This window comes from Streptomyces sp. 8N616 (assembly GCF_052246385.1).
Classification (GTDB): domain Bacteria; phylum Actinomycetota; class Actinomycetes; order Streptomycetales; family Streptomycetaceae; genus Streptomyces.
Genome location: NZ_JBQQBY010000004.1, coordinates 64,673 through 82,002, shown reverse-complemented (window position 1 = coordinate 82,002; position 17,330 = coordinate 64,673). Strand labels below are relative to the sequence as shown.

The window sequence follows — 17,330 nt, the reverse complement described above, 5'->3', positions numbered from 1 at the left end:
GACACCGTTCTACGCGCCTGTGACACGGAGGAGAAGGCCTGTGGATAACTCGATGACGGCACGAGAACATACGCGTATGCGGATCTCGACGACCATCTTCCTCACCGACGAGACCATCACCCCCGTCCGACTCGCGCGCGAGCTCGAGCAGCGCGGATTCGCCGGGCTCTACGTCCCCGAGCACACCCACATCCCCATCAGCCGTGAGACCCCGTACCCGCCCGGCGGCCCGCTGCCTCGCGAGTACGGCCGCACCCTCGACCCCCTCATCGCCCTCGGCCAGGCCGCGGCCGTCACCGAGCGGATCGCGCTCGGCACCGGCATCACCCTCGTCGCCCAGCACGACCCCATCGGCCTCGCCAAGCAGATCGCCACCCTCGACCACCTCTCCGGCGGCCGCTTCACCCTGGGCATCGGCTTCGGCTGGAACGTGGAGGAGGCCGCCGACCACGGCGTCGACTGGCGCAGCCGCCGCGAACTCGGCCGCGACCGGGTCGCCCTGATGCGGGCCCTGTGGGCGGACGAGCCGACGGCCTACGAGGGCGAGTTCGGGTCCGTACGTGCCAGCCACGCCCACCCCAAACCCGTACAGAAGCCGCGCGAGCGCAAGGGCGCGCCCCCGCTCACCGGCCCGCGCACCCTCATCGGCGGCGGCGCGGGGCCCAAGCTCTTCGCGCATATCGCCGAGTACGCGGACGGATGGATGCCGATCGGCGGCCGCGGCCTCACCGAAACGGTTCCCGCGCTGCGGGAGGCATGGGAGCAGGCCGGACGAGGTCCGGAAGGGCCGCAGGTCGTGCCGTACGCCGTCCACCCCTCGCCGGGGAAGCTGGCCCACTACCGCGACCTGGGCTTCGCGGAGGTCGTCCTCCAACTGCCGTCGGCGGACGAGGCGGAGGTCCTGCGCACGCTGGACGCGTACGCGCAGTACCTGTAGAGCCGCCGCCCCTCGCCGGCGCCCAGGGACTACGTTCCTTAGGCCCGGCGAGGGCCGCCCTGGCGGAGGGATGGGGGATGGCGGAGGGCGGATGCCGGATTGGGGGGACCCCCGCCGCAGGCGCGCGCGGCCGCGCCGCAGTCAGGCGTATTCCCGGCATACGGCGCGTACGGCCGTGACCATGTGCACACGGCCGTACGACCCGCGGAGCCGAGCACTGTCCGAGGGCGCTCGTATGCTCAGGGGATGACGACGAGCGCGCAGGGGTCCGAGGAGTCCGCACCGACCGCGAACGCCATGCGGCGGGCGCTGCGCCGTGCCCGCGACGGCGTGGCGCTGGACGTCGCCGAGGCCGCCGTGCTGCTCCAGGCCCGCGGCGACGACCTCCGGGACCTGTGCGCCTCCGCCGCCCGCGTGCGCGACGCCGGACTCGAAGCCGCGGGCCGCCCCGGCGTCATCACGTACTCGAAGAGCGTCTTCATTCCGCTCACCCGCCTGTGCCGGGACAAGTGCCACTACTGCACCTTCGCGACCGTCCCCGGCAAGCTGCGCCGGGCGGGCCATGGGATGTTCATGTCCCCGGACGAGGTCCTGGCCATCGCCCGGCGCGGCGCGGAACTGGGCTGCAAGGAAGCGCTGATCACCCTGGGGGACCGCCCCGAGGACCGCTGGCCCGAGGCCCGGGCATGGCTGGAGGCCGAAGGGTACGACGACACCATCGCGTACGTACGGGCGATGTCGATCCGCATCCTGGAGGAGACCGGGCTGCTGCCGCACCTCAATCCCGGCGCCATGACGTGGACGGACTTCCAGCGGCTCAAGCCCGTCGCCCCGTCGATGGGCATGATGCTGGAGACCACGGCGACACGGCTGTGGAGCGAGCCCGGCGGGCCGCACTACGGCTCCCCGGACAAGGAGCCGGCCGTCCGGCTGCGCGTCCTGGAGGACGCCGGGCGCAGCTCCGTCCCCTTCACCAGCGGGCTGCTGATCGGGATCGGGGAGACCTACGAGGAGCGCGCGGAGTCGCTGTTCGCGCTGCGCCGCGTCTCGCGCGCGTACCACGGCATCCAGGAACTCATCATGCAGAACTTCCGCGCCAAGCCGGACACGGCGATGCGCGGCATGCCGGACGCGGAACTGGACGAACTGGTCGCCACCGTCGCCGTCGCGCGGCACATCATGGGCCCCTCCGGCTGCCTCCAGGCGCCGCCCAACCTGGTGGACGACGAGTACGCGCGGCTCATCGGCGCCGGTATCGACGACTGGGGCGGCGTCTCCCCGATCACCCCGGACCACGTCAACCCCGAGCGCCCCTGGCCGCAGATCGACGAGCTCGCAGAACGCTCCGCCGCCGCGGGCTTCTCCTTGCGTGAACGCCTCGCCGTCTACCCGGAGTTCGTTCAGCGCGGCGAGCCCTGGCTGGACCCCCGCCTGCTGCCGCACGTGACCGCCCTGGCCGAGCCGGAGACCGGCCTCGCGCGCGAGGACGCCGTGGTGGAGGGCCACCCCTGGCAGGAGCCCGAGACTGCGTCGATGAGCCCTGACGGGCGTGGCTTCGTCTCGTCGGGCCGCACGGACCTGCACCACACCATCGACACCGAAGGCCGCACCGCCGACCGCCGCGACGACTTCGACGAGGTGTACGGGGACTGGGAGGCGCTGCGCGAGGCCGCGGCCCCCGGCATGGTCCCGTCCCGTATCGACGCGGATGTGAAGTCGGCCCTGGCCGTGGCAGCCGACGACCCGACCCGGCTCACCGACCCCGAAGCCCTCGCCCTCCTCCACGCCGAAGGCCCGGCCCTGGACGCGCTGTGCCGGATCGCCGACGACGTGCGCCGCGCGGCCGTCGGCGACGAGGTGACCTACATCGTCACCCGCAACATCAACTTCACCAACGTCTGCTACACGGGCTGCCGCTTCTGCGCCTTCGCCCAGCGCCGTACCGACGCCGACGCCTACACCCTGTCCCTGGACCAGGTCGCCGACCGCGCCCAGCAGGCCTGGGACGTCGGCGCGGTCGAGGTCTGCATGCAGGGCGGGATCCACCCCGACCTGCCCGGCACCGCGTACTTCGACATCGCGCGCGCCGTGAAGGAGCGCGTCCCGGGCATGCATGTGCACGCCTTCTCACCCATGGAGGTCGTCAACGGCGCCACGCGCACGGGGATGCCCATCGGGGAGTGGCTGGCAGCCGCCAAGGAAGCGGGCCTGGACACCATCCCCGGCACCGCCGCGGAGATCCTCGACGACGAGGTCCGCTGGATCCTCACCAAGGGCAAGCTGCCCACGGCCGCCTGGGTCGAGGTCATCAAGACCGCCCACTCGCTGGGCATCCGCTCCTCCTCGACGATGATGTACGGCCACGTGGACCAGCCCCGCCATTGGCTCGGCCACCTGAGGCTGCTGGCCGAAATCCAGCAGGAGACGGGCGGTTTCACCGAGTTCGTCACCCTGCCCTTCGTCCACACCAACGCGCCCGTCTACCTGGCCGGCATCGCCCGCCCCGGCCCCACGACCCGCGACAACCGCGCCGTCACCGCCATGGCTCGCCTCCTCCTCCACCCGCACATCCGCAACATCCAGACCAGCTGGGTGAAGCTCGGCACGGAGGGCGCTGCCGAGATGCTGCGCTCCGGGGCCAACGACCTGGGCGGCACGCTCATGGAGGAGACCATCTCCCGTATGGCGGGTTCGAGTTACGGCTCGTACCGCTCGATCCGTGACCTGGCCGCCATCGCCGACGCGGCGGGCCGCCCGTCCCGTCCCAGGACGACCACGTACGGCGAGGTCCCGGCCCAGCGTCAGGAGGCGGCGATGACATCGGACGGGCACCTGCCGGAGCTGCTGCCGGTGCTGAGCGCCGAATAGCGGCTCTGCCCCCGGGGGCTCTTCTGCTGCGTGTATGGCCTTCCCCGGCGCGCAGCCGTACTCTGACGCGCCGTCAGTTACCCCTTTTCCGGTGCCGTCCATCCGGTGCCGTCCATCCGGTGCCGTCCGTCCGGGAGGCGACCATGCTGCTGCACGGGAAGACCGTGATCGTGTCCGGGGTCGGCGCGGGGCTCGGCCACCAGCTCGCCGCCGCCTGCGTACGGGACGGGGCGAACGCCGTGCTCGGCGCCCGCACGGAGGCCAACCTCGCCAAGTCCGCGGCCGAGGTCGACCCTTCGGGCACGCGGACCGCATGGCTGGCCACGGACATTGGCGACGAGGGGCAGTGCGGTGCCCTGGCAGCGCTGGCGGCCGAGCGGTTCGGCGGGGTGGATGCCGTCGTCCATGTCGCCGCGCTCGACGCGTACTTCGGCGGCCTCCAGGACGCCGACTTCGCGACCTGGGCGAAGGTCGTCGACGTGAACCTGCTGGGGACGCTGCGGATGACGCGCGCGTGCCTGCCCTCGATGAAGGAGCGGGGCGGCGGCTCGGTCGTCATCATCGGCACCCAGTCCTCGGTGGCCGCCCCTACGCAGGTCCAGCAGGCGGCGTACGCGGCCTCGAAGGGAGCGCTCGTCTCCGCGATGTACTCGCTCGCCCGCGAGCTGGGCCCGCTCCGCATCCGCGTCAACACCGTGCAGCCCGGCTGGATGTGGGGCCCGCCGGTGGAGGCGTACGTGCGGTTCACGGCGCACACCGAAGGTGTGCCCGAGGACGAGGTGCTCGGCCGGCTCACCGACCGGATGGCCCTGCCGGAGCTGGCGACGGACGGAGACGTGGCGGAGGCCGCGGTCTTCCTGGCCTCCGACCGGGCGCGCTCGATCACCGGCCAGTCGCTCCTGGTCAACGCTGGTGAACTGATGCGCTGAACGCTGACCTGAGACCTGTTCTCGCATCCGGTACGTGCGGCTGATGCGGCGGTCCGAAGTGGGTCCGACCAGAGTGGCTCCGGTACGTGCGTCCCTCCCCTCCTCCGCACGGGTTCCCGCGGCCCGTGCGGCCTCCCGGCGCAGTCGGCTGCCCCCGGCGAAGTGCCCGCTCATCCTGTGTGCGCCGTCGCGCCGGGGACAACGCCCCTGAGGGTCAAGAGCGAGTAAATTCGTTCGACTTTCTGATCTGAGTTCACATTCGTGACCACCAACGCCCTTGACTACCCGCCGGATCAAGCGGTTCAATCCCCGAAGTCCCCGCTCCCGTACGGGGCACCGCCCCGCGGACGTACCGGCGAAGTGCGCTCCCCGTTCACAAGGCGGACCCCTGGAGGGGGCATGAACAGTCTCGACTGGGCCGTGCTCATCGGATACTTCGGCGTCATGGTCGCCATCGGCATCTGGTCGCACAGACGCGTCGGCGACGTCAGCGACTTCTTCACCGCGGGCGGCAAAATGCCATGGTGGCTCTCGGGCATCTCGCACCACATGTCGGGCTACAGCGCGGTGATGTTCACGGGCTACGCGGCCATCGCGTACGAGTGGGGCATCACCTCGTACGTCACCTGGTCCTTCCCGATCGCCATCGGCATCGCCATCGGTGCGAACCTCTTCGCGCCGCGGCTGAACCGGGTGCGCAGCAGGCTGCATGTCTCGTCGCCGCTGGAGTACCTGAAGAACCGTTACAACCTGCCCACGCAGCAGGCGCTCGCCTGGTCGGGTGTGCTGCTGAAGATCGTGGACGTGGGAGCGAAGTGGGCTGCCATCGCGACCCTGCTGTCCGTCTTCACCGGTGTCTCCCTCAACCAGGGCATCCTGATCACCGGCGCGGTCACCGCCGTCTACTGCACGGTGGGCGGGCTCTGGGCGGACGCCCTCACCGAACTCGGCCAGTTCGTCATCCAGTTCCTCGCCGGCCTCGCGATGCTGGTGGCCGTCCTGGCCGAACTCGGCGGCGTGAGCGCGCTGTGGACCGTATGGGACGACCTGCCGGAGACGCACTCCGAGCCGACGGTCGGCCCGTACACCATGACCTTCCTGCTCGCGTACCTCTTCATCAAGACATTCGAATACAACGGCGGGATGTGGAACCAGGCACAGCGCTACATGGCCACCGACTCTGCCGCCTCCGCCAAGCGTTCCGCGCGGCTGTCCGCAACCCTGTGGTTCATCTGGCCGCTCGTTCTGTTCTTCCCCATGTGGGTCGCCCCACTGCTCGTCAAGACGGACAGGCCTGCCGACTCGTACGCCCTGCTGAGCGAACAGCTGCTGCCGCACGGCCTGCTGGGTCTGGTCATCGTCGGTTTCTTCTCGCACACGATGGCCATGTGCTCCTCGGACGCGAACGCGATCGCGGCGGTCGTCACGCGCGACATCATGCCCGCCGTCTCGCGCAGCGTGCGGCAGTGGAGCAGCAGGACCGGGCTGCTGGCCGCCCGTTGGACGACGCTGCTCTTCCTCGGGCTCTCGATGGCCATCGCCACCCAGGTCGACTCGGGCTTCTTCGGCGACATCATCTCCGTCGTCATCAAGTGGGTGGCGGGGCTGATGGGTCCGATCGCGATCCCGCTGATGCTGGGCATGCTCCGGCCGTTCCGCAGGTCCGGGCCCACGGCGGCCCTGGTCAGCTGGGCGATGGGCCTGGTGGCGTTCTACGTGCTGAACTACCAGGTGGACGGCGTGGAGCTGCAGTGGCAGGTCGCCGCGCCGCTGGCGGTCTCGCTCTTCCTCTACGTCGTGATCGGCTTCATCAGGCCCGAGGACACCCCGGAGCGGGACGAGATCCTCGCCAGGATCAACTCCGACGGTGGTGGTAGCGGCCAGGGAACGGCCGCGGCGGCCGTGCCGGCACCGGCGGCGGCAGGCGACACGACGGTCGTGGGGGAGTCGGCCGACTAGCAGGCTGGGCGCGGATCAGGCCCGTGGGTAGCGGGCGAGCCAGCCGGGGGAGGAGGCCGCGGGGCCGTGGAGCGCCGGGCCCTGGGTCATCTCCATGGCGAAGTCGTCCGCGATTTCCAGGATCGTGGACCGGCCCTCCAGCTCGGCGAGCCAGCCGGGCGGGAGGGCCGTTTCGCCGTGCAGCGTGCCGAGCAGGTTGCCGCAGATGGCGCCGGTGGAGTCGGAGTCCCCGCTGTGGTTGACGGCGAGGAGCAGGCCGTGGCGTATGTCCTCGGCGACCAGGGCGCAGTAGACGGCGATGGCGAGGGCTTCCTCCGCGGTCCAGCCCTCGCCGAGGGACTCGACGCGGGCCGCGGACGGCAGGCCCTGACGTACGGCGCCGAGGGCCTGGCGCAGGGCGTCGGTGGTCTCCTGGTGGCCGGGGCGGGTGGCGAGCTGGCGCAGCGCGTGCTGGACGGCGCTGTCGAGATCGTCGCCGCGGGCGAGGCTGTGGACGATGACGGAGAAGGCGCCGGCCGCGAGGTAGCCGGTGGGGTGGCCGTGGGTCTGGGCAGCGCACTCCACGGCGAGCTGGAAGACGAGCTGCGGCTCCCAGCCGACGAGCAGCCCGAAGGGCGCGGAGCGCATGATGGCGCCGCAGCCCTTGGAGTCGGGATTCTTGGGTCTGTCCAGGGTGCCCATGACGTCGTCGGCGAGGCCGCTGAGGCAGGCGCGGCCCGGAGCGCGGCGGGCGTAGAGCCACTCCTCGCGGGCGAGCCAGCCGTCCTCCGCGCGGCGCTCGTCGGGGCCCCAGTCGTGCTGGGTGGCGGCCCAGCGGAGGTGGGCGCGGTGGATGTCGGTGGGCGGGTGCCAGGCGCCGGTGTCGCGGCGGACCTGGGCCCGTATGAGCCCGTCGACGGTGAAGAGGGTCATCTGGGTGTCGTCGGTGACGGCGCCTCGCCGCCCGTACGCGGGTACGTAGTCGGTGACGCCGTCCTGGCCGTACTTCGTACGGATGTCCTCGAGGGAGTCGAACTCGATGCCCGCGCCGAGCGCATCCCCGATCGCACCGCCGAGCAGACATCCGCGCACGCGGCTGCGGAAGTCCTGCTGCTCGGCGCGGCCCCACACGGCGGTCGCGGATGCGGCGGTTGCGGTCACGGGGGCGCCCCTTTCCGTGATCGATGCTCGGCCCCTGATCTGGCTCTGCACTGTAATCGACCCCGGACGATCGATTCCGGTCCGCCGCCGAAAGCCAAGGTCACAGCCCTGGGGCGGCGGCTGGTGGCCGGCGGCCGGCGGTTCGGGGCGGTCGGCGGTCGGCGGGGCAGCGGGCGGTGAGCACCCCTCGTGCTTGCCCAGCATCAAGGCTGTGCCCGGCCCGGCTGGGGGGCGTGCCCAGACGCAGGGGCTGTGCCGTGTCAGCGCATGACTTTGGCCAGTCGCCGCAGCCCCTCCGCGATCTCGTCCGGCGTGTGCGTCGTGAACGACAGCCGCAGGGTCGCCGGGTCCGCCGGGCCGGCGTAGAAGGGGGCGCCCGGCACGTACGCCACGTCGTGCTCGACCGCCGCCCGCAGCAGCGCCGTCGCGTCGTGCCCCTCGGGCAGCGTCGCCCAGACGAACATCCCGCCCTCCGGACTCGTCCACCGCGACCCCACCGGCAGCGCGTCCGGCAGCCCGGCCAGCAGGGCGTCCCGCCGCTCCCGGTAGGCCCGCTGCACGCGCGCGAGGTGGGCGTCCAGGTCCGCCTCCGCGAGGTAGCGCGCGGCGGCCGCCTGGTCGACGGTCGAGGTGTGCAGATCGGCCGACTGCTTGGCCACGACGCACGCCCGGCGCAGCGCGGCCGGGGCGCGCAGCCAGCCGAGCCGCAGCCCCGGCGCCATGATCTTCGAGAAGCTGCCGAGCAGTGCCGTGCGGTCGGCGGCCTCCTCGTACGAGGAGATCCACGGCACCGGATCACCGTCGTACCGCAGTTCCCCGTACGGGTCGTCCTCGACGATCCACAGCCCGCGCCGTGCCGCCACCTCCGCGACCGCGCGCCGGCGCGCGGCGGGCAGCGTGCGCCCCGTCGGGTTCTGGAAGGTCGGCACGAGATAGAGCAGCTTCGGCCGCTCCCGGTCCACCAGTTCCTCCAGCGCCGCCGGATCCAGGCCCTCGTCATCGCACGGCACCGGTACGACGCGGGCGCCCGCGAAGGCGAAGCACTGCAGGGCGGCGAGATAGCCGGGGTCCTCGGCCAGGACGACGTCCCCCGGCTCGAGCAGGGCGGTGGCCAGCAGCGTGAGCCCCTGCTGCGAGCCGCTGGTGATCAGCAACTGCTCCGCGTCCGTCGCGAGACCGCGGCCGGTCATCCGGGCGGCGACGGCGGCGCGCAGGCCGGGGTCGCCTTCGGTGGTGGAGTACTGCAGGCTGCGCCGGGCGGACTCCGGGCCGAGGACCTGCTGGAAGGCGGCGTACAGCCCCCCGGTGTCGAACAGCTCGGGCGCGGGCAGCCCTCCCGCGAAGGAGATCACCTCGGGGCGCGCGGTGAGCGCGAGGATCTCACGCACCGGCGACCCGGCCACCGAGGTGGCGCGGGCGGCGAGACCGGGGACGGCGGCGCGCGGCGGCATGAGCGTGCTCCTTGGCTCGTACGGGGGTGGGGGTGCCGTGCACTGTACGGGAAAGGTGTAGCCGCCACCTTTCTGTTCCGCGATGCGGTCGGCACCCTCGGGTCGTCCGCGATGTGGTCGGCGCCGCCGCGCCCCTCCCTATCTGACGCAACGTCAGCTACACCTGTGGCATGACCGACGACATCACTGACGACACACGCAGCGGGGTCTACGCGGAGCTGGCCGCCGTCGGGCCGTACGGAGTCCACCCGGGCCACGCCCTGATCACCATGGTCGAGCCGCACCCGGGATACGAGTACGCGTACAACCGCTGGTACGAGGACGACCACTTCATCGCCGGCGCCATGGCCATGCCCTGGATGTACGCGGGCCGCCGCTGGGTCGCCACCCGCGAACTCCAGCTGCTCCGCTACCCGGAGAAGTCGGCCGTCGCCGAGCCCGTCACCGCGGGCTGCTACATCACCGTCTACTGGATCACCGACGGCCGCTACGACGACCACATGCGGTGGACCGTCGCCATCAACAAGCGCCTCAACCGCGACGGCCGCGTCCACCAGGCCCGTACACACGTCTTCACGGCCTTCCAGGACCACGAGGCGACCGTCTACCGCGACGGCGCGGCAGGCCCGCGCGACTTCCACGCCCTCGACCACCCGTACGCCGGGCTCGTCGTCGAGGTGATCGACGCGGACGGCCCGGAGCAGCGCGGGGCCCTGCTGGAGTGGCTGCGCGCCAAGCACCTCCCGAAGCGGCTGAAGGGCTCGGCGGCGGCGATGGTGACGATCTTCCGCCCGACGCCGCTGCCGCTCGACCGGATGTCGTACGTGAAGCAGGTGGAGGGCGTGGACACCCGGCTGACCCTGCTGTGGTTCCTGGAGCGGGATCCGCGGGAGTGCTTCGCGGAGAGCTGCGCGGGCCTGGACGCGGAGGTCGCGGCCGCCGGTCTCGGCCGCGTCGAGCTGGTCGCCCCCTTCACTCCGACCGTCCCGGGGACCGACCGCTACGTCGACGAGCTGCGCTGACATCGTACGCGGCGCGAAGAAGCGGTGTGAAGCTGTGCGAAGTGGTGTGAAGTGGAGCGAGCAGGACCGAGCCCCCTCGGCCGGGACGGCGACCAGTCGAGAGGGCTCTGGGGTGTTGCCGCGTAAGTTCTTGCGGATGCGCGGGATGCGCGGGAGCTGCGTGAGGCCGGTCAGCCCAGGTGGAACGCTCCCCGGCTCACCTCGGTCACGAATGCCGTCCAGGACTCCGGGGAGAAGGCCAGCGAGGGGCCCTCCGGGTCCTTGGAGTCGCGCACCGCGACGGTGAGTGGAGCGGGGGATTTCACCTCCACGCAGGCGCCGTTGCCGCCGGAGTACGACGACTTGATCCAGGTGTCCGCACAGCCTTGCCGAATTGCCATGTCTGCTCCGGTTCATGCCAGTTGGTGAGTTATACGCCAAATCTTGAAGGCGCCGATGTGAAGTCGTGATCGACGCTACTCGCCAACATCGTCTTGCGCGGGGGCCGTTCACTCGACCGGATGGCTTACCGCGCGCAAATCTTCCGGAATGGCCCGGCTCGGGTGTATCTTGCGCTCTTCCCGCTCTTTCACCGCCTCAGCGGGCGTACTCCTTGGCGGCCTCAGTGATGAACTCCCGTGTCTGGTTGGCGTTCAGCGCCTGGGCCCGCAGGTGCTCGTACATGACGCTGTAGCTCTGGACGTCGTTCGCCTTCTCCAGGTAGAGGTCGCTCGTCACGCCCTCCAGATACACCACGCTCGAATCGGCCGCGTCCGGGAACTCCAGGATCGCGTACTGTCCGTTCACACCCGGGTGCGCGCCCATTGAGAACGGCATGACCTGCACGGTCACATGCGGCAGCTGGGAGAGCTCGATCAGTGCCTCGAGCTGCTCGCGCATGACATCGCGGTTGCCGACGACCCGGCGCAGCGCCGACTCGTCGAGGACCGCCCACAGCCGCAGCGGGGACTCCTCCGCGTGGATCCGCTCCTGCCGCCTGAGCCGGACCTGCACCCGCTTGTCGATCTCGGTGGACGCCGCCTCGGGCAGCGCGCCCGTGATGAGCGCTTCCGCGTACGGCCGGGTCTGCAGCAGGCCGGGCACCATCTGCGGCTCGTAGACGCGCAGTGACGCCGCGTCCGTCTCCAGGCCGATGTAGACGCTGTACGGGATGTCGCCGAAGGCATGCCACCAGCCCTGCTGGCGGGAATCCTTGGCCATTTGCATCAACGAGTCGACGATCCGGTGGTCCTCGACCTCGTAGACCCCGCACAGGTCGCGGACATCACGCTGGCTGATGCTGCGGCGGCCGTTCTCGAGACGGCTGATCTTCGACTGGGAGACCAGCAGCCGCTCCGCCACCTCTTCGGCCGTCATGCCCTTGACCTCGCGGAGCCTGCGCAGCTCCTGACCCAACCGGCGTCGCCTGACCGTGGGATTGACGTTGGACGCCACGGGGACTCCACCTCCGACTTGTACCGCTGTTTGTCCAGCAGACTGCCACCTCTGGCCATGGCGGCGCTGGGAAATGGCAACAGAGGGTCCCGGTCTGAGCACAGGCCGCTATACGGCGGGCTTGCAAGGGACTTGACACGGGATGGTGCCGCAGGTTTGGCGGCGGGGATGTACGTGGCCCGTGCCGGGCTGTGCGGGGGCTTGCGGGCGTACGCGGCGGGGCTTGGGGGCAACGCGGCCGGGCTTGGGGGCGTACGTGAACGCGCGCACCGCGTACGTGAAAGCGCGCGGGGTGGCTGGACCGGCCGTCGTCCGGGCGGCCTGGCCCGTCACCCCGCGCGCGTGGTGCGGCTCCCGAACCGGGTCATGGGGGACTGCGGTGCGGTCGGGTGGAGTTGTGTGCTCCTTGCTGCTGTTCGGTTGTCTTTCAGCCGTGTCGGCCGTGTCGGCCGTGTCTGGCAGGCGCGCCTTCCAGCGGTGCCTTTCAGTGGGCCACGGCGCGGGCCATGCCACCGCGGCGCGTCTGCACCGGGACGCCCGCGGGCTCACCCGCACGTCCCCGCGCAGGTGTGCGCCGAGGCTGTGCGGCCACGCCGTTCTGCACGTCCATCACGGCGTGCGCGACCAGGCCGCCCATCGGGTCGTGCCTGATCAGGTCCCGGAGCCGGGAGCGGGAGGACCGCCCCTCGTTGCCGGGGTAGAGGTGCTTGCCGAGCCCGACCGCGTGGGCCAGGGCGGCGAGCGCCGCGGTCCGCGGGTCCGGCGGTACGCCGGTGCGGATCGCACTGTCCAGCCGGGCCCTGATCTCCCGGCTGATCGCCGTATCCGTCGCCTGGTAGCGAGTCGTCGGCAGTACCCCGCACATCTGGCCGGCAACGGCGTGCACCATGCCGCACCGCTCCAGATGCGTGAGATACGTCTGGCGCAGCCCCAGCCGGGGCCCGCCGATCCAGTGGACAGCGCGAACCGGGCTGCCGCGTCGGCGCAACAGCTCGAGTGCGGAGTCCAGGGTTGGATCTCCTGTCGGCCGTGGCAGCACCACGGCGATACGATCCCCGTCTGGGGCTATCCGCCCGGCCAAGGCCAGCTCTACTAGCTGGGCCCCGGCAAGGCCGAGGTCGAGCGACTGCGGCTGCGCCGTGGTTCCCGTGGCCGGGTCCAAGGCGAGCAGTAGAAGCTCCTCCGGAATTGTTCTGCGGCTCTTGCCCATCCATGCCTCCCCGCGTGGATGAATGACAGGGTGACCCCTCTCACACTTATCTGTCGAGAGCGCCTGGGTGGTTCGTACGGGAACCGGTAGGTATGTCGTTCTCGTCTTGCCCGTGGGCAGCGTGTGAACAGCACGTGAGCGCCGTCCGGCGAGAAAGCCGCGAAAGACGGCGGCAGCGTGGCGGCGCGGGGCACTCGCGGCCGGGCAGGAAACTGGTAGAGCGGATGGGCAGCGGCAGCGGGACGGGGCGGCATGGAGAGGCGCCCGCGTCCCGCGCGACGTACGAAGGAGGCATCGGTGGCGGGCGAGTCCCCCGGCAAGTCGGAGCAGCGGAAGTCGTCGGGGGAGGCGGCTCGAGGTGAAGGCGGGAGCGAGCGCGAGCTCGGGCCCGAGCGTGAACGCGATCCGCGCCTCGCCGTCTTCGGCGGCTCATCCTCGTCCACCACGGACAGCCCGGACGAGGGCCCGGAAGAGGGTCCGGAAGAAGGCCTGGACGAGGGCCTGGACGAGGGCCTCGACGACGCTCCGGACGAGAGCCTGGACGAGGCCCCCAACGACGGTCCGGACGACGGTCCGGACGAGAGCCTGGACGAGGATCCCGACGACGGCCCGAACGAGAGCCTGAACGAGGCCCTCGACGAGGGCTCGGACAAGGCCCCGGACGAAGGCCCGGCGGATGCACGGGATGAGGCTCCGGCGGACGAGGAGTCCGGGGGTGGGGACGCCGCTGAGGACGCCGCCGCCACGTCTGGCGCGGGCGACGACCAGGGCAACTCGCGCCTGAGGGCGGCGGTCGCGGCCTGGGTGGCTAGCGCCGACGGGGACGGGGATGCGGACGCGGGTACGGACGCCGACGCCGACGCGGCACCGTCTGGGAGGGAGAGGGAGGAGCACGAGGCGGAGGTGGCCGCGAAGGCGGCCGACGACTCCGCGGCGGGCGACTCCGCACCGCACGAGTCGGCGGCCGACCGCTCCGGCAAGCCCGACACGGACCTCCCGAAGCGCCGCCCCGCAGACCGCCCGACGATGGCCGTCGGCACACACCGCGAGCCGACCGAGGAGCCGAAGGAGCCGAAGGAGCCGACCGCGAACGAGCCGGGTTCCGAGGCAGCCCGGGACGCCTCCGCCGACGCCTCGACGAAGCCGTCGGAGGCATTGGAGGACGCATCGGACGCCGGTACGAGCGAGGGCGCCCGTACGAGCGGCACCGATACGAGCGAGGGCTCCGGTAAGCCGGAGGGCGCTGCGGCGAAGAAACCGGTGGATCAGCCCACCGGCGTTTTCAGGGCCGTACAGCCGTCGGGCGGAAGGAAACCCTCCGGCTCGGCTGAGGACGCGCCAGGGAGGCCCGTGGAGGCCCAGGCGGAGGCCTCGCCGAGTGCTTCGGGTAAGGCTGCGGAGGATGAGACGCCCTCAGAGCCGGGCAAGGGGGCCGGTACGCCGGAGGATGCGGCGCCGAAGAAGCCCGTGGATCAACCGACCACCACCTTCAAGGCCGTGCGGCCCGAGACCCGGGAATCGGGCGGCGGTGACGCCGGGAGCGACAAGGCGCCTGCCGCGCGCGCCGAAAAGCCCGTCGACCAGCCGACCGCGGCTCTCAAGACCCTTCGCCCGGGCGGCGGTGGGCGGGGCGGCCGCGCCGGTGAGCGTGAGGCCGAGCGGACCAGCCGGTTCGTACCGCTGAAGTCCGACGACCTGGCGCAGCGCAAGCCGCGGTCGGCGGTCGGCACGGCCGAGGCGACGGAAGCGAAGGAGGCGGAAGCGAAGGATGCGGAAGCGAAGGAGGCGGAGAAGGCCAAGGACGCGAAGGAGGCGGAAAAGGCGACCGGGGCGAAGGCCGGGTCCGCGTCCGCCGCGCTCGCCAAGCCCACCGAGGCCCCCGCGCCGGCCAAGTCTTCCGCGCCCGCCAAGCCCGACACCCCCGCCGTCCCCCCGCAGCCCACCGGCGCGCCGCCGAAGCCCAGCGCAGCGCCCTCGCTTCCCGAGTCCGAGCGGACCAAGCAGCAACCGCTGCCCGACCCCGCTCCGCTCGAGTTGCTCGCGCAGCTGACGAACACCCCGCCGCCGCCGGAGACTCCGCTCCGGACGATCGTGCGGCGGATCAAGATCTGGACGCCGCTCGCCGTGCTGCTCGCGGTCATCCTCGCCACCGTGCAGGCGCTGCGCCCGCTGCCCGAGCCGACGCTGGACCTGACGGCGCGCACCACCTACGAGTTCGACGGCGCGAAGCCGTCGATGCCGTGGCCCGCCACGGGCCAGGCGGCCGTCGGGGTCGACGGTCTCGGCAGCTTCGGAACGTTCGGCGAGCAGAAGCCGGTGCCGATCGCGAGCGTGGCCAAGACCATGACCGCGTACGTCATCCTCAAGGACCACCCGCTCAAGAAGGGCACTCACGGCGACACCATCCCGGTCGACAAGAAGGCCGAGGACGACGCGAAGCTCGGCGCCCAGAACGAGTCGGTCGTGGAGACCGAGGAGGGCGAGACGCTCACCGAGTACGAGGCACTCCAAGCCATCATGATCGCATCCGCGAACAACGTGGCCCGGCTGCTGGCGCGCTGGGACGCGAACGGCTCGGAGAAGGCGTTCGTCGAGAAGATGAACGACGCCGCCAAGGACCTCGGCATGAAGAACACCACGTACACCGACCCGAGCGGCCTCGACGCGACGACCGTGAGCACGGCCGAGGACCAGGTCAAGCTGGGCAGGAAGGTGATGCAGGACCCGGTGTTCCGGGAGATCGTGGCCCAGCCCTCCTACAAGGACCGCAACGGCACGGTCCAGCAGAACTGGAACCGTCTCGTGCCCTTCCACGGCGTGGGCATCAAGACCGGTACGAGCACGGCCGCGCAGGGCAATCTCCTCTTTGCGGCCGAGAAGAGGGTCGGCGGCACCACGCAGCTGATCATCGGCGCCGTGCTGCGGCAGCCCCCGGCCCCCTCGGACAACTCGATCCTGACCGGCGCCGTCGATGCGAGCAAGCCGCTGATCACCGCGGCGGGCGACGCCCTCACCTCCCGCAAGGTCGTCAAGAAGGGCGACGTCGTGGGGCAGGTCGACGACGGCCTCGGCGGTACGACTCCGGTCGTCGCGACCAAGGACGTCTCGGCGGTCGGCTGGACGGGCCTGACCGTGGACATCGCCCTGACCGACAACGGGAAGACGGTTCCGCACGTGGCGAAGGCCGGCACCGAGGTCGGCACGATGACCGTGGGCAACGGTCTCGGCCAGGTGAAGGTGCCGATCGCGCTCCAGAAGGACCTGGTCGAGCCGGGCTTGGGGGACAAGCTGACCCGCATTCTCTGACCGGCCCGCCCGCAGCCCCGGCTCACGCGCGCGTGAGCCGGGGCTGTTGCCATCCCGCGACATTTCGCACGGCAACCTCCCCACCACCCCGGCGGTCCTACGAGTGTCAGGACCAAAAGTGGGGAGAGCAGCAGATGAGAGTAGTGATGGGGGCAGTGCGCCGCCGCGCCGCAGCGGCGCTCGGAGTCGTCGGAATGGTGGTTCCGCTGTCGGTCGCGCTGAGCAGCGCGCCTGCGCAGGCGGCGTCCTGCACGACGAGCACAGGGCCGTACCAGAAGCAGGTCGAGAAGTTCCTCGGCCGGCCGGTGGACGGCAGGCAGTCGGCCGCCGACTGCACGGCGATACGCGCGTTCCAGACCAAGCACGGCATAACCCCGAACATCGGCTACGCCGGGCCCGTCACCTGGGGCGTGATGAACCTGATGAACCAGCAGAAGGCCGCCGGGAGCAACCCGAACAAGGCCGGAACGTGCCCCACCAACAAGGGCCGCATCGCCTGCGTCGACCTGACCCGGCAGCTGAGCTGGATCCAGGACGGCAAGACCCTGAAGTACGGCCCCGTGCCAGTGCGTACGGGGCGCGACGGGTACGAGACCAGGACCGGCGCAAAGAAGATCTACTACCGCAACATCGACCACTGGTCGACGCTCTACGACGTCCCCATGCCGTACAGCCAGTTCTTCGACGGCGGGCAGGCTTTCCACTCCATCAGCGGCAGCGTCTGGTCGCCTCCCGGCTCGCACGGCTGCGTGAACATGCGCAGCGCGGACGCGAAGAAGTACTGGGGCATGCTGAAGAACGGCGACGACGTCTTCGTCTACGGCCGCAAGCCCGGCACCTGAGCCCGCCCCCTGGGCTCGGACCTGAGCCCGGTCCACAGACTCGACATCCCAGTCCGGCCCAAGGGGTTCCATACCTGAGCCCGGCCCCCGGTTCGGCGACCGAGTCTGGCAACCTCCCCGTCCGAACGGCCGTCTATTAGGGCGCCAGGTGCGTGCCGTGCACGCCATGGCGCCGCGCCGAGCCGGGGGCGGCTGATCTCCCGTGCTAGCGTCGCGAGCGCGCGGCGTGCGC

General features: G+C 71.3%; 12 protein-coding genes. 7 read left to right on the top strand and 5 right to left on the bottom strand.

Features of this window, described 5'->3' with window-relative positions:
- The first annotated feature begins 76 nt into the window (after positions 1 to 76).
- The 4 genes from ACTWQC_RS04935 to ACTWQC_RS04920 all read left to right on the top strand — a co-directional run bounded on the left by ACTWQC_RS04935 (position 77) and on the right by ACTWQC_RS04920 (position 6,693).
- Positions 77 to 937, top strand: coding sequence for an LLM class F420-dependent oxidoreductase (locus ACTWQC_RS04935; protein ID WP_443314273.1), 861 nt, complete (start codon positions 77 to 79; stop codon positions 935 to 937).
- Positions 938 to 1,183: 246 nt separating this feature from the next.
- A complete protein-coding gene (locus tag ACTWQC_RS04930) occupies positions 1,184 to 3,805 on the top strand; it encodes a bifunctional FO biosynthesis protein CofGH (protein WP_443314272.1) in 2,622 nt (873 codons plus the stop codon).
- Between the two features lie 143 nt (positions 3,806 to 3,948).
- The gene (locus tag ACTWQC_RS04925; protein ID WP_443314271.1) at positions 3,949 to 4,734 is read left to right on the top strand and encodes an SDR family oxidoreductase; all 786 of its coding nucleotides are present in this window, start codon (positions 3,949 to 3,951) and stop codon (positions 4,732 to 4,734) included.
- A 399-nt stretch (positions 4,735 to 5,133) separates the two neighbouring features.
- Positions 5,134 to 6,693 carry a sodium:solute symporter family protein gene (locus ACTWQC_RS04920; RefSeq protein WP_443314270.1) on the top strand — a complete coding sequence of 520 codons (1,560 nt, stop codon included), beginning with the start codon at positions 5,134 to 5,136 and terminating at the stop codon, positions 6,691 to 6,693.
- Positions 6,694 to 6,708: 15 nt separating this feature from the next.
- Here the strand turns inward: ACTWQC_RS04920 and ACTWQC_RS04915 are convergent, their stop codons facing one another.
- Both ACTWQC_RS04915 and ACTWQC_RS04910 read right to left on the bottom strand, forming a co-directional pair.
- Positions 6,709 to 7,833 (bottom strand): ADP-ribosylglycohydrolase family protein, encoded by a 1,125-nt coding sequence (locus ACTWQC_RS04915; RefSeq protein WP_443314269.1) that lies wholly within the window; start codon positions 7,831 to 7,833, stop codon positions 6,709 to 6,711.
- Positions 7,834 to 8,093: 260 nt separating this feature from the next.
- Positions 8,094 to 9,284 carry an aminotransferase-like domain-containing protein gene (locus ACTWQC_RS04910; protein ID WP_443314268.1) on the bottom strand — a complete coding sequence of 397 codons (1,191 nt, stop codon included), beginning with the start codon at positions 9,282 to 9,284 and terminating at the stop codon, positions 8,094 to 8,096.
- A 170-nt stretch (positions 9,285 to 9,454) separates the two neighbouring features.
- Here ACTWQC_RS04910 and ACTWQC_RS04905 point away from each other — a divergent pair, with 170 nt between their 5' ends.
- Entirely contained in the window at positions 9,455 to 10,306 is an 852-nt protein-coding gene (locus tag ACTWQC_RS04905; protein ID WP_443314267.1) for a hypothetical protein, read from the top strand.
- A gap of 170 nt (positions 10,307 to 10,476) precedes the next feature.
- On the opposite strand, the gene ACTWQC_RS04900 is transcribed toward ACTWQC_RS04905, so the two are convergent.
- From ACTWQC_RS04900 to ACTWQC_RS04890, 3 genes are all read right to left on the bottom strand, one after another.
- Complete coding sequence (locus tag ACTWQC_RS04900) at positions 10,477 to 10,686, bottom strand: DUF397 domain-containing protein (protein ID WP_443314266.1); 210 nt, start codon at positions 10,684 to 10,686, stop codon at positions 10,477 to 10,479.
- 196 nt (positions 10,687 to 10,882) lie between these two features.
- Positions 10,883 to 11,740: a helix-turn-helix domain-containing protein gene (locus ACTWQC_RS04895; protein ID WP_443314265.1), complete on the bottom strand. Its 858-nt coding sequence runs from the start codon at positions 11,738 to 11,740 to the stop codon at positions 10,883 to 10,885.
- Positions 11,741 to 12,224: 484 nt separating this feature from the next.
- Positions 12,225 to 12,950 (bottom strand): GOLPH3/VPS74 family protein, encoded by a 726-nt coding sequence (locus ACTWQC_RS04890; RefSeq protein WP_443314264.1) that lies wholly within the window; start codon positions 12,948 to 12,950, stop codon positions 12,225 to 12,227.
- Positions 12,951 to 13,247: 297 nt separating this feature from the next.
- Here ACTWQC_RS04890 and ACTWQC_RS04885 point away from each other — a divergent pair, with 297 nt between their 5' ends.
- Both ACTWQC_RS04885 and ACTWQC_RS04880 read left to right on the top strand, forming a co-directional pair.
- Complete coding sequence (locus ACTWQC_RS04885; RefSeq protein ID WP_443314263.1) at positions 13,248 to 16,256, top strand: D-alanyl-D-alanine carboxypeptidase; 3,009 nt, start codon at positions 13,248 to 13,250, stop codon at positions 16,254 to 16,256.
- A 146-nt stretch (positions 16,257 to 16,402) separates the two neighbouring features.
- Positions 16,403 to 17,098 (top strand): L,D-transpeptidase family protein, encoded by a 696-nt coding sequence (locus ACTWQC_RS04880; RefSeq protein WP_443314444.1) that lies wholly within the window; start codon positions 16,403 to 16,405, stop codon positions 17,096 to 17,098.
- Positions 17,099 to 17,330: the final 232 nt, after the last annotated feature.

Excerpts from the sequence above, each read along its gene's own strand:
- ACTWQC_RS04920 (WP_443314270.1), top strand. The coding sequence starts at position 5,134 with ATGAACAGTCTCGACTGGGCCGTGCTCATCGGATACTTCGGCGTCATG.
- ACTWQC_RS04935 (WP_443314273.1), top strand. The coding sequence starts at position 77 with ATGCGGATCTCGACGACCATCTTCCTCACCGACGAGACCATCACCCCC.
- ACTWQC_RS04930 (WP_443314272.1), top strand. The coding sequence starts at position 1,184 with ATGACGACGAGCGCGCAGGGGTCCGAGGAGTCCGCACCGACCGCGAAC.
- ACTWQC_RS04910 (WP_443314268.1), bottom strand. The coding sequence starts at position 9,284 with ATGCCGCCGCGCGCCGCCGTCCCCGGTCTCGCCGCCCGCGCCACCTCG.
- ACTWQC_RS04905 (WP_443314267.1), top strand. The coding sequence starts at position 9,455 with ATGACCGACGACATCACTGACGACACACGCAGCGGGGTCTACGCGGAG.
- ACTWQC_RS04925 (WP_443314271.1), top strand. The coding sequence starts at position 3,949 with ATGCTGCTGCACGGGAAGACCGTGATCGTGTCCGGGGTCGGCGCGGGG.
- ACTWQC_RS04890 (WP_443314264.1), bottom strand. The coding sequence starts at position 12,950 with ATGGGCAAGAGCCGCAGAACAATTCCGGAGGAGCTTCTACTGCTCGCC.
- ACTWQC_RS04900 (WP_443314266.1), bottom strand. The coding sequence starts at position 10,686 with ATGGCAATTCGGCAAGGCTGTGCGGACACCTGGATCAAGTCGTCGTAC.
- ACTWQC_RS04880 (WP_443314444.1), top strand. The coding sequence starts at position 16,403 with ATGGGGGCAGTGCGCCGCCGCGCCGCAGCGGCGCTCGGAGTCGTCGGA.